Here is a 22,230-nt window from a genome sequence, read left to right as displayed (position 1 = left end):
CGACGAGATGCTCGACGAGGACCCCTACTCGCGTCGCCGTCGGGCCCGCCAGCGCGGTGATCGTTACTCGGATGAACACTACGCCGATGATCAGTACCCGGACGACCGTGCCGGGGTCGACTGGGACCACCGCGCCTGGGACGACGGCGGCGGCTGGGACGAGCCCGGTCCCGACGGCGGCCGGCGCGGTCGCGCGCTGCCGAAGATCATCGCGGTGCTTGTCGTGGTCGCCGCCCTGCTGGGACTGGGGATCTACGGGGTGGGGAAGGTCGTCGGGCACATCTCGGCTGGCGAGCCCGCCGACTACTCCGGCTCCGGCGAGGGCATCGCGATGGTCCAGATCCCGGCCGGGGCGAGTACCCGGGAGATCGCCGGGGAGCTGCACGACGCGAACGTGACCGCGAGTGTCGCCGCGTTCGTCAAGGCCGCCACCGCGAATCCGGAGTCGCTGGGCATCCAGCCGGGCACCTACCGTCTGCACACCAGGATGAGCGCCGCCGCGGCGCTCGAGGCCCTGCTCGACCCTGCCTCGTCCGCGCCGTTCAAGTTCGTCATCAAAGAGGGCATGACCGTCCGTGAGGTCCTCACGGCACTGCATGAACGCCTCCCGGGCACGTCGATGGCGGACCTGGAGGCGATCGCGAAGAACCCCGCCCAGCTGGGCCTGCCGTCCTACGCGCCGCCGAACCTGCTGGAAGGCTATCTCTTCCCGTCTAGCTACGACCTCGTGCCCGGGGCCACGCCCAAGCAGTTGCTGCGCTCCTTCGTCGACCGCTTCAAGCGGGAGACCGCGGCGATCGATCTGGAGGGCAGGGCCGCCGCGCTCGGGGTCCCGCCGAAGGACATCGTCACCATCGCCTCGATCATCGAGAAGGAGGTGGCCAACCGCGACGAGGGTCCGAAGGTGGCCCGGGTGATCTACAATCGGCTCAGGGACACATCGGGAAGATTTGGCCGGCTCGACATGGACTCGACCACCCGCTACGCCACGGACGGGTACGAGGGGCCGTTGACCAAGGAACAACTCGCCCAGAACAACCCGTACAACACGCGGGCCGTGAAAGGGTTGCCGCCGGGCGCAATCTCCAACCCCGGCGTCTGGGCGCTGCGGTCGGCACTGGAACCGGCCGACGGATCGTGGTTCTATTTCGTCTCCATGCCGCAGAGCAAGGTGACGGTCTTCGCCACCACGGAGCGGGAGTGGGAGCAGGCAGAGGCCCAGTACCGGCGTGAAGGAGGTCGTGAGTAGTGCGAGGGAAGCCGCGAGCATGAGGCCCGCAAGCATGAGGAGGGCCCGGTAGTGCCGGAGATCGTTCCCGCCGGCACTACCCCGGCCCGCCGTCGGCCCCCTGAGTGCCGTCGTCGGCCCGTGGAAGCGCCGGCGACCGTCGCGGCCACCGCGCCGCCGTCGGGCCCCACCCGCGCCGCCGTGCTCGGGGCACCGGTGGACCATTCGCTCTCCCCGCTGCTGCATGCCGCCGCCTACGCCAAGCTCGGTCTCGCGGTGACGTACACCGCCGTGCACTGCGACGAGACCGGGCTCGCCGCGATGCTCACCCGGGTCCGCACGGATCCGGGCTGGGTCGGGCTGTCCCTGACCATGCCGCTCAAGACCGTCGCGCTCGACCTGCTCGACGAGGTGGACGCGACGGCGGCGGTCATCGGCGCCGTCAACACGGTCGTCGTCGGGCCCGCCGGCCGGTTGCGTGGCTACAACACCGACGTGGACGGCATCGGCATGGCGCTGCGCCGGGTGATGCGCGGCGCGGTCCCAGGCCAGCCGCTCGTACTCGGTGCCGGTGGCACGGCCCGCGCCGCGGTCGCGGCGGTCGCCGCGGCGGGCTGCACCCGCCTCGGCGTCGTCGCCCGCCGGCCCGCCGCCGTGGCGGAGGTGGCGGAGATCGGGTCGCGGCTGGGCGTCGAGGTCACCGCGCTGCCCTGGGATCTGCTGGCCGCAGGCCTGCCGGCCGGCCCGGATCTGGTCATCTCCACCACGCCCGCCGGCGCGACCGACGGGCTCGCCACCGGACCGTGGCCGCCAGCCTGTCAGCTCGTAGAACTGCTCTATCATCCCTGGCCCACGGCGCTGGCCGCCGCGGCCTACCGGGCCGGTGCCCGGGTCGCAGGTGGCCTGGAGATCCTCGCCGCCCAGGCCGTGGGGCAGGTCGAGCACTTCACCGGGCAGGTGGTTCCCACCAGCGTTCTGCTGGCCGCGGGTCAGGCCGCGCTGGACGAGCGGACGCGGGGGAACAGGCCCCCGGCGGTGCCGGTCGGCGCGCCGGCCGGCCACGGTCTCGCGGGGAGCGGTCCCCGCGGCCGCGGTGGACCTGCCGGCGGATAGCGGTGCCGGGAGTGGTGCCGGGCGGCGCGCTCAGCACGTTGATCGCCCTTCCTGTGCTCGCCGCCCTGCCGTTCGGTCGCCGGATCGTGGCCGGCGTGCCGGCGCTGCCCGGGCAGGCCCCGCACCGGGAGGCGCCCGGGGCGGCGGCGCTCGGTGCCGTGACGGTGCTGGTCGCCGCGGCCGTGACCGTCGCCCTGCACGATCATCCGAGCTGGTTGCCGGCCTATGTGTATCTGGCGGTCGTCGGGGTCTGGCTGGCCGTGATCGATCTTCGGGTGCACCGCCTGCCCGACCATCTGGTACTGCCGTCCTATCCGGTGCTCGCCGGGCTGTTCGGCCTCGCCGCGCTGCTCACCGGCGAGCCCGGCCGTCTGTTGCGCGCCGGGATGGCCGCGGCTGCCGTCTGGGTGATCTTCCTGGGGGTACATTGCCTGCCGAGGGCGGGGCTCGGGCGCGGGGACGTCAAGGTGTCCGGCCTGCTGGGCGGTGCGCTGGGCTGGCTCGGCTGGCCGAGTGTGGTGTTCGGGCTGTTCGCCGGCATCGTCCTCGGGGGGCTCTGGGCGAGCGCGCTGCTCGTGGCGGGCCGGGTCGGCCGGCATGACCGCATCGCCTACGGTCCCTTTCTGCTCGCCGGGACGCTGCTCGCCGTCCTCGGTCGCGCCGGCTGATCTCGGTCGTCCTACTTGATCCTGATAGTTCCGTTTGATTCCGGTTGTCCTGCCTGATCGCGGTCGTGACAGGGGCGGTGAGCGTGAAAGACTGGGGTCATGGTGCGTTGGCTGACGGCGGGGGAGTCCCATGGTCCCGCCCTGGTGGCGACGGTCGAGGGGCTGCCCGCCGGGATCCGGATGACCAGTTCCGACATCTCCGCCGAGCTGGCCCGCCGCCGGCTCGGGTACGGTCGCGGCGCGCGGATGAGCTTCGAGCGTGACGAGGTCGAGCTGCTCGGTGGAGTCCGCCACGGCGTCACCCTCGGCGGCCCGGTCAGCGTGGTCGTCCGCAACACCGAGTGGCCCAAGTGGGAGCGGGTCATGTCGCCCGACCCGGTCGATCCGGCGGCGCTGGCGGGCCTGGGCCGCGCAGCCCCGCTGACCCGGCCCCGGCCCGGCCACGCCGATCTCGCCGGCATGCAGAAGTACGGGTTCGACGACGCCCGGCCCGTGCTGGAGCGCGCCAGCGCCCGGGAGACCGCCGCGCGGGTCGCGCTCGGCACCGCGGCCAAGGCACTGCTGCGGCAGGCCTACGGCATCCAGGTGATCTCGCATGTCGTCGCGATCGGCGCGGTCGAGGTGCCCCCGGGGGTGCCCGCCCCGACGTCGCTGGCGGCGGTGGACGCGGACCCGGTCCGCTGTGCCGACCAGGCGACCAGCGTGCGGATGGTCGCCGAGATCGACGCGGCCCACGCCGACGCGGACACCCTCGGCGGCATCGTCGAGGTGCTGGCGTACGGCTGCCCGCCCGGGCTCGGCAGCTACGTGCACGGCGACCGGCGCATCGACGCCCGGATCGCGGGCGAGCTGATGGGCATTCAGGCGGTCAAGGGCGTCGAGTTCGGGGACGGTTTCACCACCGCGCGGCGGCGGGGTTCCGGGGCGCACGACGAGATCGAGCCGGCCGGTGCCGGCAGCCGGCGGGTGCGGCGGGCGACTGACCGGGCCGGCGGGGTCGAGGGCGGCATGACCACGGGCGAGCCGTTGCGCGTGCGGGTGGCGATGAAGCCGATCTCCTCGCTGACCAGGCCGTTGTCCACGGTGGACGTGTCCACCGGCGAGGCGGCGGTCGCGATCAACCAGCGGTCCGACGTGTGCGCGGTGCCCGCGGCCGGGGTGGTGACGGAGGCGATGGTCGCCCTCGTGCTCGCCGACGCGGCGCTGGAGAAGTTCGGGGGGGACTCGGTGGAGGAGACCCGGCGCAATTACGAGGGGTACCTGAAGTCCCTGGTCATCCGCTGATCGGCGGCGGAAATCGGCAGGCGGCGAAGACAGAGGATCATCGTGGGGGAGCCGGCGACGGACGCGTGGACGGGGCCGATGGTGGTGCTGGTCGGAGCGCCCGGAGCGGGGAAGACGACGGTGGGCACCCAGCTGGCGTGGCGGTGGGGGGTGGGTTTCCGCGACACCGACGCCGACATCGAGGCGGCGCTCGGCACCACCGTCGCGGACATCTTTCTCGATCATGGTGAGGAGTACTTCCGGCTGGCCGAGCGCCGGGCGGTGGCGGCCGCGCTCGCGGATCACCGGGGGGTCCTGGCCCTCGGCGGGGGAGCGGTGCTCGACGCCGAGACCCGGACCCTGCTGGCCGGGCACCGGGTCGTCTATCTTGAGGTGGGAGTTTCCGACGCGGTGCGGCGGGTGGGCCTCGCCCGGGACCGTCCACTGCTGGTCGAGGGGCCCCGCACGCGGCTCGCAGCCCTGCTCAGGGCGCGCCGGCCGCTCTACGCCGAGGTGGCGACGGTGGTGATCGACACCGCGGGGCACGAGCCGGACGAGGTGACCGACCTGGTGGCGGCGGCCCTGGGCCCGCTGCTCGCGGCGGGCAGCGAACCGGGCGAGGCGGCGGACGCCGCAGGGGGCAAACGGTGAGTATGCAGGTGAAGGCCTCCGGCATCGTGCGGATCCCGGTACGGCCGGGCGGCGGGCGTCCCTACGACGTCGTGCTCGGGGTGGGCCTGCTCGGCGAGCTCGCCGAGACCGTCGTCGGGCGGACCCGCGCCGCGGTGATCCATCCCGGGGCGTTGCGGGCCACCGCGGACGCCGTCGTCGCCGACCTGCGGGAGAACGCGGGCGTGGAGGCGCACGCCATCGAGGTGCCCGACGGCGAGGAGGCCAAGCAGCTGCGGATTGCCGGCTTCTGCTGGGACGTGCTCGGCCGGATCGGCTTCACCCGGGACGACATGGTGATCGGCCTCGGCGGCGGCACCGTGACGGACCTGGCCGGGTTCGTCGCCGCGAGCTGGCTGCGCGGGGTGGACGTCGTCCAGGTGCCGACCACCGTGCTCGGCATGGTCGACGCGGCGGTCGGCGGGAAGACCGGCATCGACATCGACGCGGGCAAGAACCTGGTCGGGGCCTTCCACCAGCCGCTCGGCGTGCTGTGCGATCTGGCGGCGCTGGAGTCTCTGCCGGCCGTCGAGGTACGCGCCGGGCTCGCCGAGGTCGTCAAGACCGGTTTCATCGCCGACGCGGCGATCCTCGATCTGCTCGACGCCGATCCGACCGGCGCCGCGCATCTGCCCGAGCTGATCGAGCGGTCCATCCGGGTCAAGGCCGAGGTGGTCTCCGGCGATCCGCGGGAGGACGGCCGGCGGGAGATCCTCAACTATGGTCACACCCTCGGTCACGCCATCGAGAAGGTCGAGCACTTCAGCTGGCGGCACGGCGCGGCGATCTCGGTGGGCATGGTGTTTGCGGCGGAGCTGTCCCGGCTCGTCGTCGGCCTCGACGACGCCACCGCCGACCGGCACCGTGAGCTGCTGACCCGCATCGGCCTGCCGGTGACCTACCGGGGCGACCGGTGGGCGGCGCTGCTCGACGCGATGCGGGTCGACAAGAAGGCGCGGGGACGGCGGATGCGTTTCGTCGGCCTCGAGGCGCAGGGCTGCACCGTCATCCTGGACAATCCGGACGCTGGCCTGCTGATCGCGGCGTTCACCACTGTCGCCGAGGGTCGGTAGACTCGTCGCGGCGGTTTGTAGGATCGCCGCCACGTCCGCGCCCGGTGCGTTCGCCCGGTGGCGGGGTCCGGAAGCGGCCTGAAGATGGAAGCGGCCTGGGGATGGCCTGGGGAGAGAGCACCGCGGTCCTCGCACGAGGGTCCGGGGAACGACCACACCCGCCGTCGGCCTACGGCGATGGAAACGGAGAACGCGCGCAGTGGCGACCACCAACGACCTGAAGAACGGCATGACGCTCGACATCGACGGGGTGTTGTGGAACGTCGTCGGCTTCCAGCACGTCAAGCCGGGTAAGGGTGGGGCGTTCGTTCGCACGACCCTGAAGAACGTGCTCACCGGGAAGGTCGTCGACCGCACCTTCAATGCCGGGGTCAAGGTTGACGTCGCGACCGTCGACCGCCGCGAGATGACCTACCTCTACCGGGACGGTGCCGATTTCGTCTTCATGGACAGCGAGTCCTACGATCAGATCCCGATCCCGCCGGATGTCGTCGGTGGGACGGCCGACTACATGCTGGAAAACACCGTGGCCACCGTCGCGCTACACGACGGCGCCCCGCTCTATGTCGAACTGCCGGCCAGCGTCGAGCTGACCATTTCGCAGACCGACCCGGGGGTGCAGGGCGATCGCTCGACCGGCGGGACGAAGCCGGCCACCCTGGAGACGGGCGCCACCATCAACGTGCCGCTGTTCATCACCAGTGGGGAAAAGGTCAAGGTCGACACGCGTGACGGCCGGTACCTGGGCCGGGTGACGAGCTGAGCGCCAGGTCCAAGGCCCGTAAACGGGCGCTGGACATCCTCTACGAAGCGGACGTGCGCGCGAGCGCCGTGCCGGAGATCCTCGCCGCCCGGCTGGCCCAGTCCGATCCACCGGTGTCGGAATACGCCGTCGAGCTGGTCGAGGGGGTCGTCGAGCGCCGCGGGGAGATCGACGAGCGGATCGCCCGGTACGCCGAGGGTTGGACGTTGGAGCGGATGCCGCCGGTCGACCGCAACATTCTGCGGATTGCCGTGCTGGAACTGCTCTGGCGTCCCGACGTCCCGGATCGGGTCGCCATAGACGAAGCCGTGGAACTGGCGAAGAACCTCTCCACCCACCGGTCGCCGGCGTTTGTCAACGGGCTGCTCGCGAGTCTGGTCGAGGGAAAGGGCCCGGCCACCCCGGCCGAGTCGACCGGACGGGGATCGGTGGTGGATTCAATTCCCGGCCAGCCGTCGTAACGGCGGTCCACCGGGGTTGCCCGGTTGCCGGGAGGGAACCGGGATCGGCGTTCCCGGTACGTCGCCCAGGCGACGTACCGGGTCCTTCCCCGGATACGTGTGCCGCGGGTGGCGCGGATGCGAGCCAGCGGACTGTGGTATCGGTATCGCGGTACCGGTACCGCGATACCGGAGCGAGGCTAGACGTCGGTCGCCGCGGCGTCCGCGCCCTGCTCCGGAGACAGCACGCCCCAGGAGACGAGCTGCTCGGTGAGCTTGCTCGGCGAGGTGTCGTAGATCACCGCGAGCGAGCGCAGGTCCTCGTACCGGATCGAGAGCACCCGGCCGTTGTAGTCGCCGCGCTGGCTCTGAATGGTCGCCGCGTACCGGGCGAGCGGACCACCCTGCTCCTTGGGAACCTGGGAGAGACGCTCAAGGTCGAGAACGATCCGAGGAGACTGCTCCAGCGGAGCGACGGTGGAACCCTCGGGAAGAAGCTCCCCCACCGGAACGCCGTAGAATTCCGCGAGCTCGGAGAGGCGTTGCACGGTGACGGCGCGGTCCCCACGTTCGTAGGAACCCACGACGACGGCTTTCCACCGACCGTGCGACTTCTCCTCGACGCCATGAAGCGAGAGCCCCTGCTGGGTGCGTATCGCGCGCAGCCGAGTACCGAGCGCCTTCGCATAGTCGGACATCGGAGTGCCCACTCCTGTCGTGGTCGATCAGTTGGAACCGGGGCTCGTGCCGCCGGCGGTTACCGATAGTAGTGCCCGCCGGGTTGACGCTCGACACCCGGGGGGTCGTGTCGCCTCTTTCTTTGTACCACTTTCTGTAGCCCTCTGGTTGCGCCCTACGCCTGAGCGGTGGGAACTTCCGGATGCCGCCACCGCTGTGGCGACGGCATCGAACCCAGTGACAAGTAGTGACAACATGATGCTGCGTGGTTGGCGCGGCAATAACGTCCCACGCTGTCCGGACCGGTGGGCGACCCGTCGTCGCGCCGGGCGCCAGGGGCGTCGGCGTCCGGCGGCGAGATCCTCACACGTCCCGAGGGCCCTGGTAACGTCGCTGGGACCACTCCTTTAAGGACCGTCCCGTGAGGCGGGGAAGGAGGGATGCCGCGTGGCCCCGGCTGCCGCGAGCGACCCCGCATCGCGCCGTCCCGGCACCGCCCGGGCAGTACTGTCCGCAGACGACATCACCCGGATCGTCAGCCGGATGGCGCATCAGATTCTCGAGAAGACCTCCGGTGGCGCCGGGGTCGTCCTGCTCGGAGTACCCACCCGAGGGGTACCCCTTGCGCACCGGCTGGCACAGCGGGTGCAGGCCGTCGAGGGGGTGCGTCTCCCGGTTGGCTCCCTTGACCCGACCATGTACCGCGACGATCTGCGACTGCGCGGCGTGCGTCCCCTCGAGGTGACCGACATTCCCGAGGGTGGTGTCGACGGCCGCGTGGTGATCCTCGTCGACGACGTCCTCTACTCCGGGCGCACGGTGCGGGCGGCGCTGGACGCCTTGGCCGCCTACGGCCGGCCGCGTGCCGTCCAGCTCGCGGTCCTGGTCGACCGGGGCCATCGCGAGCTGCCGATCCGCGCCGACTACGTCGGGAAGAACATGCCGACCTCGCGCCGGGAGTCGGTGGCCGTCCGGCTGCGGGAGATCGACGGCGCCGACGGCGTCCTGATCCTCTCGGCCGCCGGGGGGGACGGCGCCGACGACGCGCCCCCCGGGAACCAGCCATGATCGGGGGAAGTGCCGTGCGGGGAGCACAAGCTGGGTTTGGGGGACGGGCGTGAACCGCCATCTCCTGTCGACCGAGGATCTCGACCGGGACGACGCGCTGCTGGTGCTGGACACCGCGGAACGGATGGCGCGGGTCGCCGAGGCATCGGTGCGCAAACTGCCGACCCTGCGGGGCCGCACCGTCGTCAACCTGTTCTTCGAGGACTCCACCCGCACCCGCACGTCCTTCGAGGTAGCCGCCAAGAGACTGTCGGCCGATGTGATCAATTTTTCGGCGCGCGGGTCAAGCGTGTCGAAGGGCGAAAGTCTGAAGGACACGGCGCAGACCCTTGAGGCGATGGGTGCCGACGCCGTGGTCTGCCGGCATGCCGCGAGTGGCGCGCCGCACCGACTGGCCTCCTGGGTACGCGGCAGCGTGGTGAACGCGGGAGACGGCACTCACGAGCACCCGACCCAGGCCCTGCTCGACGCCTTCACCATGCGCCGCCGGCTCGGCCGGATCGACGGCCTCGCCGTCACCATCGTCGGCGACGTGCTGCATTCCCGGGTGGCGCGATCGAACGTGTGGCTGCTCGCCACGCTGGGCGCGACGGTGACCGTCGTGGCCCCGCCGACGTTGTTGCCCCTCGGGATCTCCTCGTGGCCGGTCGAGGTGTCGTACAACCTCGACGCCGTGCTGCCCAAGAGCGACGTGGTGATGATGCTGCGGGTCCAGCGGGAGCGGATGCCCGCGGCCTTCTTCCCGACCGAACGGGAGTACAGCCGGCGCTACGGGCTGGATGCCGACCGGGCGGAGATGTTGCCCGACCACGCCCTGGTGATGCATCCCGGCCCAATGGTACGCGGGATGGAGATCGCCTCTCGGGTCGCCGACTCCGCCCGGTCGACAGTCGTGGAACAGGTTGCGAACGGGGTGAGCGTGCGGATGGCCGTGCTGTACCTGCTGCTGGGTGGTTCCGGGGAGGTCTCATGACGACGCCCGCGGCGGAGACGTCGGAGGAAACGCCGGTGGGGACGTCGGCGGGGACCTCCTGGGTCCTGCGGCGGGTCCGCCCGCTCGGCGAGGACCCCGTCGACGTCGTTCTCGCGGACGGGGTGGTGGTCGCCTGGCGACCGGCCGGCTCCACGCACGCCGGGGCCGGGGGACTGCCCGCCGGCACCACCGTGCTGGACACGGACGGGCTGATCCTGCTCCCCGGCCTGGTCGACCTGCACACCCACCTGCGGGAACCCGGCCGGGAGGACGCCGAGACGGTCGCCTCCGGCACCCGCGCCGCGGCCCTCGGTGGCTACACCACCGTGTTCGCGATGGCGAACACCAATCCGGTCGCCGACACCGCGGGGGTCGTCGAGCAGGTGTGGCGGCTCGGCCTGGACGCGGGTCACTGCGATGTCCGGCCGGTCGGCGCGGTCACCGTCGGGCTTGCCGGCGAGCGGCTCGCCGAACTCGGCGCCATGGCCTCCTCCGCGGCGGGCGTGCGGGTCTTCTCCGACGACGGGCACTGCGTGTCGGACGCGCTGCTCATGCGCCGGGCGCTGGAGTACGTCAAGGCGTTCGACGGGGTGATCGCCCAGCATGCGCAGGAACCGCGGCTGACCGAGAACGCCCAGATGAACGAGGGCACGGTGGCCGCCAGGCTGGGGCTGCCGGGGTGGCCCGCGGTCGCCGAGGAGGCGATCATCGCCCGGGACGCGCTGCTGGCCGGGCACGTAGGCTCCCGCCTGCACGTCTGTCACGTCTCCACCGCCGGATCGGTGGAGATCATCCGGTGGGCCAAGGCGAAGGGCTGGAACGTCACCGCCGAGGTGACCCCGCACCACCTGCTGCTCACCGACGACCTGGTCTGCTCGTTCGACCCGGTCTACAAGGTCAACCCGCCGCTGCGCACCGCCGAGGACGTCGCCGCGCTGCGCGCCGGGCTCGCCGACGGCACGATCGACTGCGTCGCCACCGACCACGCTCCGCACGCGCTGGAGGACAAGGAGACGGAGTGGGCCGCCGCGCGTCCCGGCATGCTCGGTCTCGAGACGGCGCTGTCGGTGGTCATCGAGACGATGGTCATCCCGGACCGGCTGGACTGGGCCGGGGTCGCCGAGCGGATGGCACTGGCCCCGGCAAGGATCGGTGGCCTGCCGCGAACCGCGGCCGAGGTGTGGAGTTCCATAGCAGTAGGCGCGCCCGCGACCGTCACCCTGCTTGACCCGGCGCCGTGGCGGATGGTCGAGCCGGACGCGCTCGCCAGCCGCAGCCGCAACACGCCCTATGCGGGCCGGTCGCTGCCGGGAACGATCCGCGCCACGTTCCTGCGGGGACGGCCCACCGTGCTCGACGGGAAGATCGTATGACTGTTTCGCGCGCGGCCCTGTCGGCTGCCGGGCCCGCCGTCGCCTTGGACCGGGCGCCGGATCGCCTGGGGCTGCACCTGCTTCTCCTGCTTGGCCTGTTGCTGGTGTTCGTCGCGGCGGTCGGTTCGATGCGACGGGCGTGGCGCAACCGGGCCGAGCGTCAGGAGGAGGACCTTCCCGAGCTGCCCGTCCCGCCGGCGGAACCAGGCACGGTGTTCGCCGCTCCGCTGCGCGGGATGTACCTCGGCACCGTCGACGCCGGGCACTGGCTGGAATGGATCGCCGCCCGCGGGCTGGGCGGGCGGGCCGGCGGCTACGTCAGCGTGTACGAGACCGGGGTGCGGGTGGACCGCCCCGGCGAGGCGTTCTGGATCCCGCGCGAGGCCGTCCGCGGTGCCCGGCTGGAGCGGGCGCACGCCGGCAAGGTCTCCGCCCCCGGGCGTCTGATCGTCATCGCGTGGTCGTTCGGCGGGCACGAGCTGGAGACCGGTTTCCGCGGCGAGGACCGTGCCCGCCAGCCCAAGGTGGTGCGCGCCGTCCACGACCTGATCGGTCCCCCGCCCGCGCATCTGGCACCGGGCGACGTCACCTCGCCGCACGCGGTACCGCGGATCCGCCCGCGGATCCGGCCCCGGGCCGTCGCGCCCGGCCCCGGGCCGGTGGGCCGGTCCGGGCAGCGGCCGGGTTCCGGACAACCGACCGAGGAGATGCCGGCGATCCGGACCGGCCCTCGGCTGCGTTCCCGGGGGGAGCGGGCCCAGGCCCGCGGCGAGCGGGCGGTGCCCGCCGACCGGCGGCTCTACGCGGAGCGGTGGCGCTCGGACCAGCGACTCCCCGATCGGCGACACCCGGATGAGGGTCACCCCGACCCGCGCCATCCCGACCCGCGCCATCCCGATCAGTGGCCGGCGGATCCGGAATCGGACCCCGGGTGGGTGGACCCGGGACAGCTTGATCAGTCTGACCCCGGCTGGTCGTCGGTCGACCCGTTGACCTCACCGCTCGGTGAGGTCAACAGGCTGAAGGAGGATCGGTGAGCACTCCCACCACGACGCCGACGCGAGCGGTCCTGATGCTGGAGGACGGTCGCAGCTTCGTCGGCGAGGCGTACGGGGCGATCGGCGAGACCTTCGGCGAGGCCGTGTTCTCCACCGGGATGACCGGCTACCAGGAGACGCTGAGCGATCCGTCGTTCCACGGCCAAGTCGTCATCATGACCGCCCCGCACATCGGCAACACCGGCGTCAACGACGAGGACTACGAGTCCGAGCGGATCCAGGTCGCCGGGTTCGTCGTGCGTGACCCCGCCCGGCGGGCCTCCAACTGGCGCGCCCGGGGCACGCTCGACGACGAGCTGGCCGCGGCCGGTGTGGTGGGGATCAGCGGGATCGACACCCGGGCGCTGACCCGTCACCTGCGTGAGCTCGGCTCGATGCGGTGCGGGATCAGCAGCGTGCTCGACGCCGACGCCGACGCCGACGGTGGCCCGGTCGGCCCGGGCCCGGGTTCCGGCGCGGACGGCGAGCGGGCGGCGGCGCTCGGCGCCCTGCTCGACCGGGTCCGCGCCTCCCCGGAGATGCTCGGCGCGGATCTCGCGCCCCGGGTCTCCACCCCTACCCCCTATGTGGTGGAGGCGGTGGCGGACGCCGCGCTGTTCAAGGTCGCCGCGCTCGATCTCGGCATCAAGCGCGCGATGCCGGCCGCCATGGCCGCGCTGGGCTGCGAGGTGCATGTGCTGCCGGCCCGCACCACCGGCGAACAGCTGCTGGCGCTGGAACCGGACGGGGTGTTCCTGTCGAACGGTCCCGGCGATCCGGCGGCGGCGGACTATGCGGTTGACGCGCTGCGGACGGTGCTGCGGGCCGGTGTCCCGGTGTTCGGGATCTGTTTCGGGCACCAGCTGCTGGCCCGCGCTCTTGGCTTCGAGACGTACAAGCTCACCTACGGCCACCGCGGCGTGAACCAGCCGGTCGGGGATATGGCGACCGGGCGGATCGCGGTCACCAGCCAGAACCACGGCTTCGCCGTGCGGGCGCCGCTCACCGGGGTGACCGACACCCCGTTCGGCCGGGTGGCGGTCAGCCACCGCGGCCTCAACGACAACGTCGTCGAGGGATTGGAGTGTCTGGACGTGCCGGCCTTCAGCGTGCAGTTCCATCCGGAGGCCGCGCCGGGGCCGCATGATGCCTCGCCGTTGTTCGAGCGGTTCCGCGCTTTGATGGCGGACACCCGGGAGGGTGGCCGGGAGCGGAGTGAGCGATCTGTGCGGGAGGCCGGTCATGCCGAAGCATGAGGATCTGAGCAGTGTCCTGGTCCTCGGCTCCGGGCCGATCGTGATCGGCCAGGCGTGCGAGTTCGACTACTCGGGTACCCAGGCCTGCCGGGTGCTGCGCGCGGAGGGCCTGCGGGTCATCCTGGTCAACAGCAACCCGGCGACGATCATGACCGATCCGGAGATCGCGGACGCGACCTACGTCGAGCCGATCACCTCGGACATCGTCGCGAAGATCATCGAACGGGAGCGGCCCGACGCGATCCTGGCCACCATGGGTGGCCAGACCGCGCTGAACACCGCTGTCGCCCTGCACGACGCCGGTGTTCTGGACCGCTTCGAGGTCCGTCTGATCGGCGCGAATATCGACGCGATCCGCGCCGGGGAGGACCGTCAGGCGTTCAAGGACATCGTCGCCGCGGTCGGCGGCGAGACCGCGCGCAGCGCCATCTGCCACACCGTCGCCGAGTGCCTGACCGCCGGGGAGGAGTTCTCCTACCCGGTGGTCGTGCGACCCAGCTTCACCCTCGGCGGCGCCGGCAGCGGCTTCGCCCATGATTCCGGCGAGTTGCGCCGGATGGCGGCGGACGGACTGGCCGCGAGCCCGTCGACCGAGGTGCTGGTGGAGGAGTCGGTCCTCGGCTGGAAGGAGTACGAGCTCGAGCTGATGCGCGACCGCGCGGACAACGTGGTCGTGGTCTGCTCGATCGAGAACGTCGACCCGATGGGGGTGCACACCGGCGACTCGATCACGGTGGCGCCGGCGATGACCCTGACCGACCGCGAGTACCAGCGCATGCGGGACATGGCGATCGCGGTGATGCGGGCCGTCGGCGTCGACGCCGGCGGCTGCAACATCCAGTTCGCCGTCGACCCTGCGACGGGCCGGCAGGTGGTCATCGAGATGAACCCCCGGGTGTCGCGGTCCTCGGCGCTGGCGTCGAAGGCGACCGGCTTCCCGATCGCGAAGATCTCGGCGAAGCTCGCGCTCGGATACACCCTTGACGAGATCCCCAACGACATCACCCGCACCACGCCCGCGGCCTTCGAGCCGGCGCTGGACTACGTCGTGGTGAAGGTGCCGCGGTTCGCGTTCGAGAAGTTCCCCGGTGCCGACCCGACGCTCACGACGACGATGAAGTCCGTCGGCGAGGCGATGGGGGTTGGCCGCAGCTTCGCCGAGGCGCTGCAGAAGGCGCTGCGCTCGATGGAGGCCCCGGGCTCGGTGTTCTCCTTCGTCCCGCCCGAGGCGGACGCCGCCGACCTGCTGGAAGCCGCGCGGGTTCCCCACGACGGCCGGTTGCGTGCCGTCCAGCAGGCGCTGCTCGCCGGCGCGGATCCCGACGAGGTCACCCGGGTCACCGGGATCGACCCGTGGTTCGTCGACCAGCTCGTCTTCCTCAACGAGACCGCGGCGATGATCAGCCGCAATCCGGCGGGCATCCGGCGGGCCAAGCGAGCCGGGTTCTCCGACGTCCAGCTCGCCGAGATCCTCGGCACCTCCGAGGACGTGGTCCGGGCGTTCCGCCACCGCACCGGCATCCGGCCGGTGTTCAAGACCGTCGACACCTGCGCGGCGGAGTTCGCCTCCGAGACCCCGTACCACTACTCCGCCTACGACGCCGAGACCGAGGTCGCGCCGAGCGAACGGCCGCGGGTGATCGTGCTCGGCAGCGGGCCCAACCGCATCGGCCAGGGCATCGAGTTCGACTACGCCTGTTGTCATGCGGTGATGGCGCTTTCCGACGCCGGCTATGAGACCGTCATGGTCAACTGCAACCCGGAGACGGTGTCCACCGATTACGACACCGCCGACCGGCTCTACGTCGAGCCGTTGACGGTCGAGGACGTGCTTGAGGTCGTCCACGCCGAGCAGCAGGCCGGGCCGCTCGCCGGGGTAATCGTCCAGCTTGGCGGGCAGACCCCCCTCGGTATCGCCGCGGCGCTCGCCGAGGCGGGCGTGCCCGTCGTGGGCACCCCGCCCAAGGCGATCCATCTGGCCGAGGACCGTGGGCTGTTCGGGCGTGTGCTGGCCCGGGCGGGCCTGCCCTCGCCGCCGCACGGGGTGGCGACCTCCTTCGCCGAGGCGCGCACGGTGGCCGAGCGGATCGGGTACCCGGTGCTGGTGCGGCCGTCCTACGTGCTCGGCGGGCGTGGCATGGAGATCGTCTACGACGACACGATGCTGCGCGACTACATCGATCGGGCCACCGCCATCTCCCCGGAACATCCGGTGCTCGTCGACCGGTTCCTCGACGACGCGGCGGAGATCGACGTCGACGCCCTCTACGACGGGGAGACGCTCTACCTCGCCGGGGTGATGGAGCACATCGAGGAGGCCGGGGTCCACTCGGGCGACTCGGCCTGCGCCCTGCCGCCGATCACGCTGGGCCGTTCGGAGCTCGACCGTATCCGGACGTCCACCGAGGCGATCGCGAAGGGCGTCGGGGTGCGGGGTCTGCTCAACGTCCAGTACGCCCTGCAGTCCGATGTGCTCTACGTCCTGGAGGCCAATCCCCGGGCGTCGCGGACCGTGCCGTTCGTCTCCAAGGCCACCACGGTGCCGCTGGCCAAGGCCGCCGCCCGGGTGATGCTCGGCGCGACCATCGACGAGCTGCGGGCCGAGGGCCTGCTGCCGCGCTCCGGCGACGGTGGCACCCTGCCGCTGGACTCGCACATCTCGGTCAAGGAGGCCGTGCTGCCCTTCGGGCGCTTCCGTGACGCCGGTGGCCGCGGCGTCGACACCGTCCTCGGGCCGGAGATGAAGTCGACCGGTGAGGTGATGGGCATCGACGACGGCTTCGGCACGGCGTACGCCAAGTCTCAGGCCGCCGCGTACGCCTCGCTGCCCACCTATGGCCGCGTGTTCGTCTCCGTGGCCAACCGGGACAAACGGGCGATGGTTTTTCCGATCAAGCGGCTCGCGGATCTCGGTTTCGTCGTCTACGCCACCGAGGGGACCGCGGACGTGTTGCGGCGCAACGGGGTCAAGGCGGTCGTCCTCGGCAAGCACTGGGCCCCCACCGAGGGGCTACTCGACTGTGTCGAGATGATTACATCCGGGCAGATCGACCTCGTCATCAACACCCCGTGGGGCGTCGGCCCGCGCCTGGACGGCTATGAGATCCGCACAGCCTGCGTGAGTGCCGGGGTTCCGTGCATCACCACGATCCAGGGTGCGGCGGCCTGCGTGCAGGGCGTGGAAGCGCTGGTACGGGGGGAGCTGGGGGTCCGATCGTTGCAGGAATACCACGCGGCGCTGCGGCAGGCGTGGGGCGGGGGACAACCGGGCGGCTCGCCGCCCGAATCCTCCGGCTCCGCCGCGCCTGAGTCCGCGGCGCCTGAGTCCGCCGCGTTCGGACCGGCGGCCAGGAGGAGCGGATGAGCGCCGGCCGGAGGAGTTCCGGCGGGAGGAGCGCGGCCGCGCCCCGCTTCACCCCGCTGCGGGGCCGGGCGCCGCTGGCGGTCGCGCTGGATGCCCCGGACGCCGCGACCGCGCTGTGCTGGGCCGCCGCGGTCGCCCCCACCGTGGCCGTGCTGAAGATCGGTCTGGAGCTGTTCTACCGGGAGGGCCCGGCAATCGTGACGGCGCTGCGCGCGGCCGGCGTGCTCGCCGGGGCAGGCGGCGCGGCGGTCGCCGCGGGCGGCACCGGGAGTGCCCCGGAGTTGTTCCTCGATCTCAAACTGCACGACATTCCCGCCACGGTCGCCGGGGGAATGCGCTCAATCACCCCGTTGGGCCCTCGTTTCGTGACCGTGCATGCGGCTGGGGGGGCGGCGATGATACGTGCGGCGATCGAGGCGGCCCCGGATGTCGAGGTAGCCGTCGTGACCGTACTCACCTCGCTGGATGTGGCGGCGCTCAGCGCGATCGGGCTCGCCGGACCCCCTTCCGACGCCGTCCGCAGGCTCGCCGTGCTTGCGGTCGAAGCCGGTGCGCGCACCCTGGTGTGCAGTCCGCGGGAGGTTCGAATGGTCCGTATGGAGCTTGGTAGCAATGTGACTCTCATCACTCCAGGCGTGCGACCGGCGGGGTCGGAAACCGGCGATCAGGCCCGAACCGCGACGCCGGAAGCTGCCCTTGTGGGGGGTTCTGACCTGGTCGTGGTGGGTCGCCCGATCACCGGTGCGCCCGACCCCGGGGCCGCCGCGAGGGCCGTCGCCGCAGGTCTCAGCGCTGCCGGCAGGGCTGCTGACCTGCTGTGACGCCGATGGGACCAGGGTGTGTTCGTCCTGGTGCGGTACGAAGCGGTACGGTGGGGCCGCCGTAGACCGAAAGGGTGCGGCACGAGTGGGCCACCCCTTTCGTCCGTCAAAGCCTTCTCTTGTGCTGACAATATGTTCGCATCAGAGTGTTATGGCCAAGGCTGGACTGAGGAGTCCCTTCCTCGCTAGTTTGCGCGGCGCGATCACCGAATTGAGGAGGCGTACCCGTGCCCCTGCCGCCCCTAACGCCCGAGCAGAGGGCCGCCGCCCTCGAGAAAGCAGCGTTGGCTCGTAAGCAGCGTGCGGAACTCAAGGAGCGGTTGAAGAAGGCGGAGACCACGCTGGCCGCCGTCCTGGAACAGGCCGAGGCTGATGAGGTCGTCGGCAAGATGAAGGTTTCGGCTGTTCTTGAGTCGCTTCCCGGAGTGGGGCGCGTACGCGCCCAGAAGATCCGGGAACGGCTCGGGATCAGTCCGACCCGCCGACTGCGAGGACTCGGCGCCAAGCAGCGTGCCGCACTCCTCGAGGAGTTCGGCATGGCCTGATCCGGTGGAGTGGGAAAACCACTCCGCCAGCCCGGATCATGGTTACGGCGGGTAGCGGCGTTGACGGGAGGGTGGCGTCACTCACATTCTTCCGGCGATGTCGCCCTTCCTTCCGGTCGGATCGGGGGCGGCATTTCTTTAACCTCCCCCGATCCGGCCGTCCCTGGGAAACCAGTCCCGTCCTCGTGTCCTCTGGGGACTGATGACCGGGTGCGCGCCGACTGACCGAGAGGTCCTATCGTGGTGCCCGTGGGTCTTACAGTGCTGTCCGGGCCGTCCGGAGTCGGGAAGGGCACCGTCGTCGCGGCAGTCCGGGAACGTCACCCCGAGGTCTGGGTCTCGGTCAGCGCCACCACGCGGCCACCGCGTCCGGATGAGACCGACGGTGTCGAGTACCACTTCGTCGACGCCGAGGAGTTCGCCCGGATGGTCAAGGCCGGGGAGTTCGTCGAGCACGCGATGTTTGCCGGACACGCCTACGGCACCCCCCGCCGTCCGCTTCTCGAAGGGCTCGCCGCGGGTGTGCCCTGCCTGCTGGAGATCGAGCTGCTGGGCGCCCGGCAGGTGCGCTCGGCGATGCCACAGGCCCGTTTTGTCTTCCTCGCCCCGCCCACCTTCGACGAGCTCGTCCGTCGGCTGACCGGTCGGGGGACCGAGTCATCCGAGGTCATCGCCCGCAGGCTGGACCGGGCGCGCATCGAACTCGCGGCCGAGACGGAGTTCGACGACGTGATCGTGAACGACGACGTGCGGTCTGCGGCAGCCCGCTTGGTAGCATTGATGATCGGCTCGTAGGTCCGGCCCACCGGTCGCCCGCGCAGCCGGCATCTCCGTACAGCCCACATGCCGTACAGCCTCCTCCGCGCAGCCCGCCCTGCCCCCGCGTAGCCTGCGCTCTGCACTGTCCGGACGGCGCAGCCGCCTCGGACGTCCCATTCCGGAAGGACATCGTGGCCGGTACCGTCGCCCATCCCGAAGGCATCACCAACCCCCCCATCGACGAGCTCCTCGAGGCGACCGACTCGAAGTACAGCCTGGTCATCTACGCGGCGAAGCGAGCTCGTCAGATCAACGCCTACTACTCGCAGCTCGGCGAGGGTCTGCTGGAGTACGTCGGCCCGCTGGTCGAGACGACCAACGCGCAGGAGAAGCCGCTGTCGATCGCGTTGCGTGAGATCAACGCCGGCCTGCTCACTCACGAGACCGTCGCCGACAGCCTCCCGCCGGTCTCCTGATGTAGGACGATGACCGAGATGTCCGACGCAGAGCGCTCCGGCACCGGGTTGTCCGGCCCTCGGCGTCCCCGGGTCGTGATCGGTGTGGCGGGCGGCATCGCCGCCTACAAGGCGGTGGAGGTGCTCCGCCGGTTCACCGAGTCCGGCCACGAGGTCCGGGTGGTGCCCACGCCGTCGGCGCTGCGGTTCGTCGGCGCGACGACTTGGGCGGCGCTGTCGGGGAACCCGGTCACCACGGACGTGTGGGACGACGCGGACGAGGTCGCCCATGTCCGGATCGGCCGCGAGGCCGACCTCGTCCTCGTCGCGCCAGCCACCGCGGACCTGATGGCCCGCGCGGCCGCCGGGCGCGCCGACGACCTGCTCACCGGCACCCTGCTGACGGCGACCTGCCCGGTCGTCTACGCGCCGGCGATGCACACCGAGATGTGGCAGCACCCGGCCACCCGGGCGAACGTGGCGACCCTGCGGGTGCGGGGAGCGGTGGTGGTTGAGCCGGCGGTGGGCCGGCTGACCGGCGCCGACTCGGGTCCGGGCCGCCTGCCAGAGCCAGCGGAGATCGCCGCGCTCGGCATGGCGGTGCTGGCCCGGGGTGCGGCCGGGGTGCGGCCCGATCTTGCCGGCCGGCATGTCCTGGTCACGGCTGGCGGCACCCGGGAGTACCTCGACCCCGTCCGGTTCCTCGGCAACGCCTCGAGCGGCCGTCAGGGGTACGCCGTGGCCAGGGCGGCCGTGGTGCGGGGAGCCTCCGTCACGGTGGTGGCGGCGAACGTCGCGCTGCCCGAGGTCGCCGGCGCCCGCACGATCCCGGTCACCTCCGCGGCGCAGCTGCGCGATCGGGTCCACGAGGTCGCGCCCTCGGCGGACGTGGTCGTCATGGCGGCCGCGGTCGCCGACTTCCGCCCCGGGGCGCCGCAGGCCTACAAGATCAAGAAGGAGTCCGCGGCCCCGGACTCCATCCCGCTCGTGGCGAATCCCGACGTGTTGGCCGAGCTGCTGGCGAACCGCCCGCCCGGTCAGGTCCTCGTCGGTTTCGCGGCCGAGACCGGCGGTCCCGGCCGCGGGGTACTCGACCACGCCCGGGCCAAACTGGCGCGCAAGCCGGTCGACCTGCTCGTGGTCAACGAGGTCGGCGCCGGCCTCGGATTCGAGGTGGAACACAACGCCGCCGTGGTACTGGACCCCCGCGGTGGCGAGACGGCGATCGAGCACACGAGCAAGGACCTCCTCGCGCATCGGATCCTCGACCTCGTGGTCGGCCTCACGGCCGATCGGACCGATGGAACGCCCGCGGAGGCGCTACGTGTACCCCTCGCGGCACCTCGGTAAGCTTCGTCGGAATCAGCCGGATCACCCAGGGGGTTAGTCCAGTGGCGACGCGCCTGTTCACGTCCGAGTCCGTCACCGAGGGGCATCCGGACAAGATCGCCGATCAGATCAGCGACTCGATTCTCGATGCCATGATCAAGGATGACCCGAAGAGTCGGGTCGCCGTGGAGACGCTCATCACGACGGGTCAGGTCCACGTCGCCGGCGAGGTCACCACGAAGACCTACGTCGACATCGCCTCCGTCGTCCGCGAGCGCATCCTGGAGATTGGTTATGACTCCTCCAAGAAGGGCTTCGACGGCGCGTCCTGCGGCGTCAGTGTGTCGATCGGCGCGCAGTCCCCGGACATCGCCCAGGGCGTCGACACGGCGCACGAGACTCGCGTCGAGGGTTCCGCCGACGACGAGTTCGACCGGCAGGGCGCCGGCGACCAGGGCCTGATGTTCGGGTTCGCCTGCGACGAGACCCCCGAGCTCATGCCGCTGCCGATCGCGCTGGCGCACCGCCTCGCCAGGCGGCTGTCCGCGGTCCGCAAGGAGGGCCAGGTCGGCTACCTGCGGCCGGACGGCAAGACCCAGGTGACCATCGAGTACGTCGACGGGAAGCCGGCCCGGCTCGACACGGTCGTCGTCTCCTCGCAGCACGCCGCCGACATCGACCTGGACACCCTGCTCGCGCCGGACATCGCCGAGTACGTCGTCGAGCCGGAGCTGGCCCTGCTCGAGATCGCCACCGAGGGGCGCCGGCTGCTGGTCAACCCGACCGGCCGGTTCGAGATCGGCGGCCCGATGGGTGACGCCGGCCTGACTGGCCGTAAGATCATCGTCGACACCTACGGCGGTTACGCCCGCCACGGCGGTGGTGCCTTCTCCGGCAAGGACCCGTCCAAGGTCGACCGCTCCGCCGCGTACGCGATGCGCTGGGTCGCAAAGAACGTCGTCGCCGCGGGTCTCGCCAGCCGCTGCGAGGTCCAGGTGGCGTACGCGATCGGCAAGGCGCAGCCGGTCGGCCTGTTCGTGGAGACCTTCGGCACCGGAACCGTCCCGGACATCCAGATCCAGGACGCGGTGACGAGCGTGTTCGACCTCCGTCCCGCCGCGATCATCCGGGATCTGGACCTGCTGCGGCCGGTCTACGCCCAGACGGCCGCCTACGGCCACTTCGGTCGCCCCGAGCTCGATTTCACCTGGGAGTCCACCGCACGCGCCGAGGCTCTCCAGCGCGCCGTCAAGGGCTGACCCGACACTCCTCTCTCGGTCCCCGTGGGATCTCCCCGATCCCCTCCCGGGACCCCTGGCCCGCGGGTCCCGGGCGGGGATCGGGGAGATCCCACG

Annotated in this window: 21 protein-coding genes; 20 read left to right on the top strand and 1 reads right to left on the bottom strand. The window is 71.5% G+C overall.

Going from position 1 to position 22,230, the window contains the following annotated elements:
- Nucleotides 1-7: 7 nt before the first annotated feature.
- From mltG to nusB, 8 genes are all read left to right on the top strand, one after another.
- The gene (gene mltG, locus AC08OX_RS03655; RefSeq protein ID WP_476606511.1) at nucleotides 8-1,249 is read left to right on the top strand and encodes an endolytic transglycosylase MltG; all 1,242 of its coding nucleotides are present in this window, start codon (nucleotides 8-10) and stop codon (nucleotides 1,247-1,249) included.
- Between the two features lie 120 nt (nucleotides 1,250-1,369).
- Complete coding sequence (locus AC08OX_RS03650) at nucleotides 1,370-2,341, top strand: shikimate dehydrogenase (protein ID WP_476606503.1); 972 nt, start codon at nucleotides 1,370-1,372, stop codon at nucleotides 2,339-2,341.
- Nucleotides 2,342-2,343: 2 nt separating this feature from the next.
- Nucleotides 2,344-3,009 (top strand): prepilin peptidase, encoded by a 666-nt coding sequence (locus AC08OX_RS03645; RefSeq protein ID WP_476606502.1) that lies wholly within the window; start codon nucleotides 2,344-2,346, stop codon nucleotides 3,007-3,009.
- Nucleotides 3,010-3,108: 99 nt separating this feature from the next.
- The gene (aroC, locus tag AC08OX_RS03640; RefSeq protein ID WP_476606501.1) at nucleotides 3,109-4,293 is read left to right on the top strand and encodes a chorismate synthase; all 1,185 of its coding nucleotides are present in this window, start codon (nucleotides 3,109-3,111) and stop codon (nucleotides 4,291-4,293) included.
- Nucleotides 4,294-4,335: 42 nt separating this feature from the next.
- Complete coding sequence (locus AC08OX_RS03635) at nucleotides 4,336-4,923, top strand: shikimate kinase (RefSeq protein ID WP_476606500.1); 588 nt, start codon at nucleotides 4,336-4,338, stop codon at nucleotides 4,921-4,923.
- A 2-nt stretch (nucleotides 4,924-4,925) separates the two neighbouring features.
- Entirely contained in the window at nucleotides 4,926-6,014 is a 1,089-nt protein-coding gene (gene aroB / locus AC08OX_RS03630; RefSeq protein ID WP_476606510.1) for a 3-dehydroquinate synthase, read from the top strand.
- Nucleotides 6,015-6,213: 199 nt separating this feature from the next.
- Nucleotides 6,214-6,777 carry an elongation factor P gene (gene efp / locus AC08OX_RS03625; RefSeq protein WP_011437591.1) on the top strand — a complete coding sequence of 188 codons (564 nt, stop codon included), beginning with the start codon at nucleotides 6,214-6,216 and terminating at the stop codon, nucleotides 6,775-6,777.
- A gap of 53 nt (nucleotides 6,778-6,830) precedes the next feature.
- Nucleotides 6,831-7,238, top strand: coding sequence for a transcription antitermination factor NusB (gene nusB / locus AC08OX_RS03620; protein ID WP_476606499.1), 408 nt, complete (start codon nucleotides 6,831-6,833; stop codon nucleotides 7,236-7,238).
- A gap of 179 nt (nucleotides 7,239-7,417) precedes the next feature.
- On the opposite strand, the gene bldD is transcribed toward nusB, so the two are convergent.
- Nucleotides 7,418-7,915 (bottom strand): transcriptional regulator BldD, encoded by a 498-nt coding sequence (gene bldD / locus AC08OX_RS03615; RefSeq protein ID WP_476606498.1) that lies wholly within the window; start codon nucleotides 7,913-7,915, stop codon nucleotides 7,418-7,420.
- A 427-nt stretch (nucleotides 7,916-8,342) separates the two neighbouring features.
- On the opposite strand from bldD, the gene pyrR reads away from it, so the two are divergent.
- From pyrR to metK, 12 genes are all read left to right on the top strand, one after another.
- Complete coding sequence (gene pyrR, locus AC08OX_RS03610; RefSeq protein WP_011437588.1) at nucleotides 8,343-8,963, top strand: bifunctional pyr operon transcriptional regulator/uracil phosphoribosyltransferase PyrR; 621 nt, start codon at nucleotides 8,343-8,345, stop codon at nucleotides 8,961-8,963.
- Between the two features lie 49 nt (nucleotides 8,964-9,012).
- Nucleotides 9,013-9,936, top strand: coding sequence for an aspartate carbamoyltransferase catalytic subunit (locus AC08OX_RS03605; protein WP_476606497.1), 924 nt, complete (start codon nucleotides 9,013-9,015; stop codon nucleotides 9,934-9,936).
- A complete protein-coding gene (locus tag AC08OX_RS03600) occupies nucleotides 9,933-11,309 on the top strand; it encodes a dihydroorotase (RefSeq protein WP_476606496.1) in 1,377 nt (458 codons plus the stop codon). The genes AC08OX_RS03605 and AC08OX_RS03600 overlap by 4 nt, the downstream gene beginning before the upstream one ends.
- Entirely contained in the window at nucleotides 11,306-12,346 is a 1,041-nt protein-coding gene (locus AC08OX_RS03595) for a PH-like domain-containing protein (protein WP_476606495.1), read from the top strand. The genes AC08OX_RS03600 and AC08OX_RS03595 overlap by 4 nt, the downstream gene beginning before the upstream one ends.
- Before the next feature lie 35 nt (nucleotides 12,347-12,381).
- The gene (gene carA, locus AC08OX_RS03590) at nucleotides 12,382-13,602 is read left to right on the top strand and encodes a glutamine-hydrolyzing carbamoyl-phosphate synthase small subunit (RefSeq protein ID WP_476606509.1); all 1,221 of its coding nucleotides are present in this window, start codon (nucleotides 12,382-12,384) and stop codon (nucleotides 13,600-13,602) included.
- Nucleotides 13,589-16,966 (top strand): carbamoyl-phosphate synthase large subunit, encoded by a 3,378-nt coding sequence (gene carB / locus AC08OX_RS03585; RefSeq protein WP_476606494.1) that lies wholly within the window; start codon nucleotides 13,589-13,591, stop codon nucleotides 16,964-16,966. The genes carA and carB overlap by 14 nt, the downstream gene beginning before the upstream one ends.
- Complete coding sequence (gene pyrF / locus AC08OX_RS03580; protein ID WP_476606493.1) at nucleotides 16,963-17,787, top strand: orotidine-5'-phosphate decarboxylase; 825 nt, start codon at nucleotides 16,963-16,965, stop codon at nucleotides 17,785-17,787. Before carB ends, pyrF begins: the two co-directional genes overlap by 4 nt.
- A gap of 227 nt (nucleotides 17,788-18,014) precedes the next feature.
- On the top strand, nucleotides 18,015-18,332 hold the full coding sequence (gene mihF / locus AC08OX_RS03575) for an integration host factor, actinobacterial type (protein WP_011437581.1): 318 nt from the start codon (nucleotides 18,015-18,017) through the stop codon (nucleotides 18,330-18,332).
- 249 nt (nucleotides 18,333-18,581) lie between these two features.
- Nucleotides 18,582-19,127, top strand: a complete 546-nt coding sequence (gene gmk, locus AC08OX_RS03570) for a guanylate kinase (RefSeq protein WP_476606492.1) — start codon at nucleotides 18,582-18,584, stop codon at nucleotides 19,125-19,127.
- A gap of 155 nt (nucleotides 19,128-19,282) precedes the next feature.
- Nucleotides 19,283-19,567 carry a DNA-directed RNA polymerase subunit omega gene (gene rpoZ / locus AC08OX_RS03565; RefSeq protein ID WP_476606491.1) on the top strand — a complete coding sequence of 95 codons (285 nt, stop codon included), beginning with the start codon at nucleotides 19,283-19,285 and terminating at the stop codon, nucleotides 19,565-19,567.
- Nucleotides 19,568-19,585: 18 nt separating this feature from the next.
- Nucleotides 19,586-20,896: a bifunctional phosphopantothenoylcysteine decarboxylase/phosphopantothenate--cysteine ligase CoaBC gene (gene coaBC / locus AC08OX_RS03560; RefSeq protein WP_476606490.1), complete on the top strand. Its 1,311-nt coding sequence runs from the start codon at nucleotides 19,586-19,588 to the stop codon at nucleotides 20,894-20,896.
- A gap of 41 nt (nucleotides 20,897-20,937) precedes the next feature.
- Nucleotides 20,938-22,134, top strand: a complete 1,197-nt coding sequence (gene metK, locus AC08OX_RS03555) for a methionine adenosyltransferase (RefSeq protein WP_476606489.1) — start codon at nucleotides 20,938-20,940, stop codon at nucleotides 22,132-22,134.
- The last annotated feature ends 96 nt before the right edge of the window (nucleotides 22,135-22,230 follow it).

This window comes from Frankia sp. CoBUL1, assembly GCF_978021245.1.
This window is presented reverse-complemented; position numbering and strand designations above follow the sequence as displayed.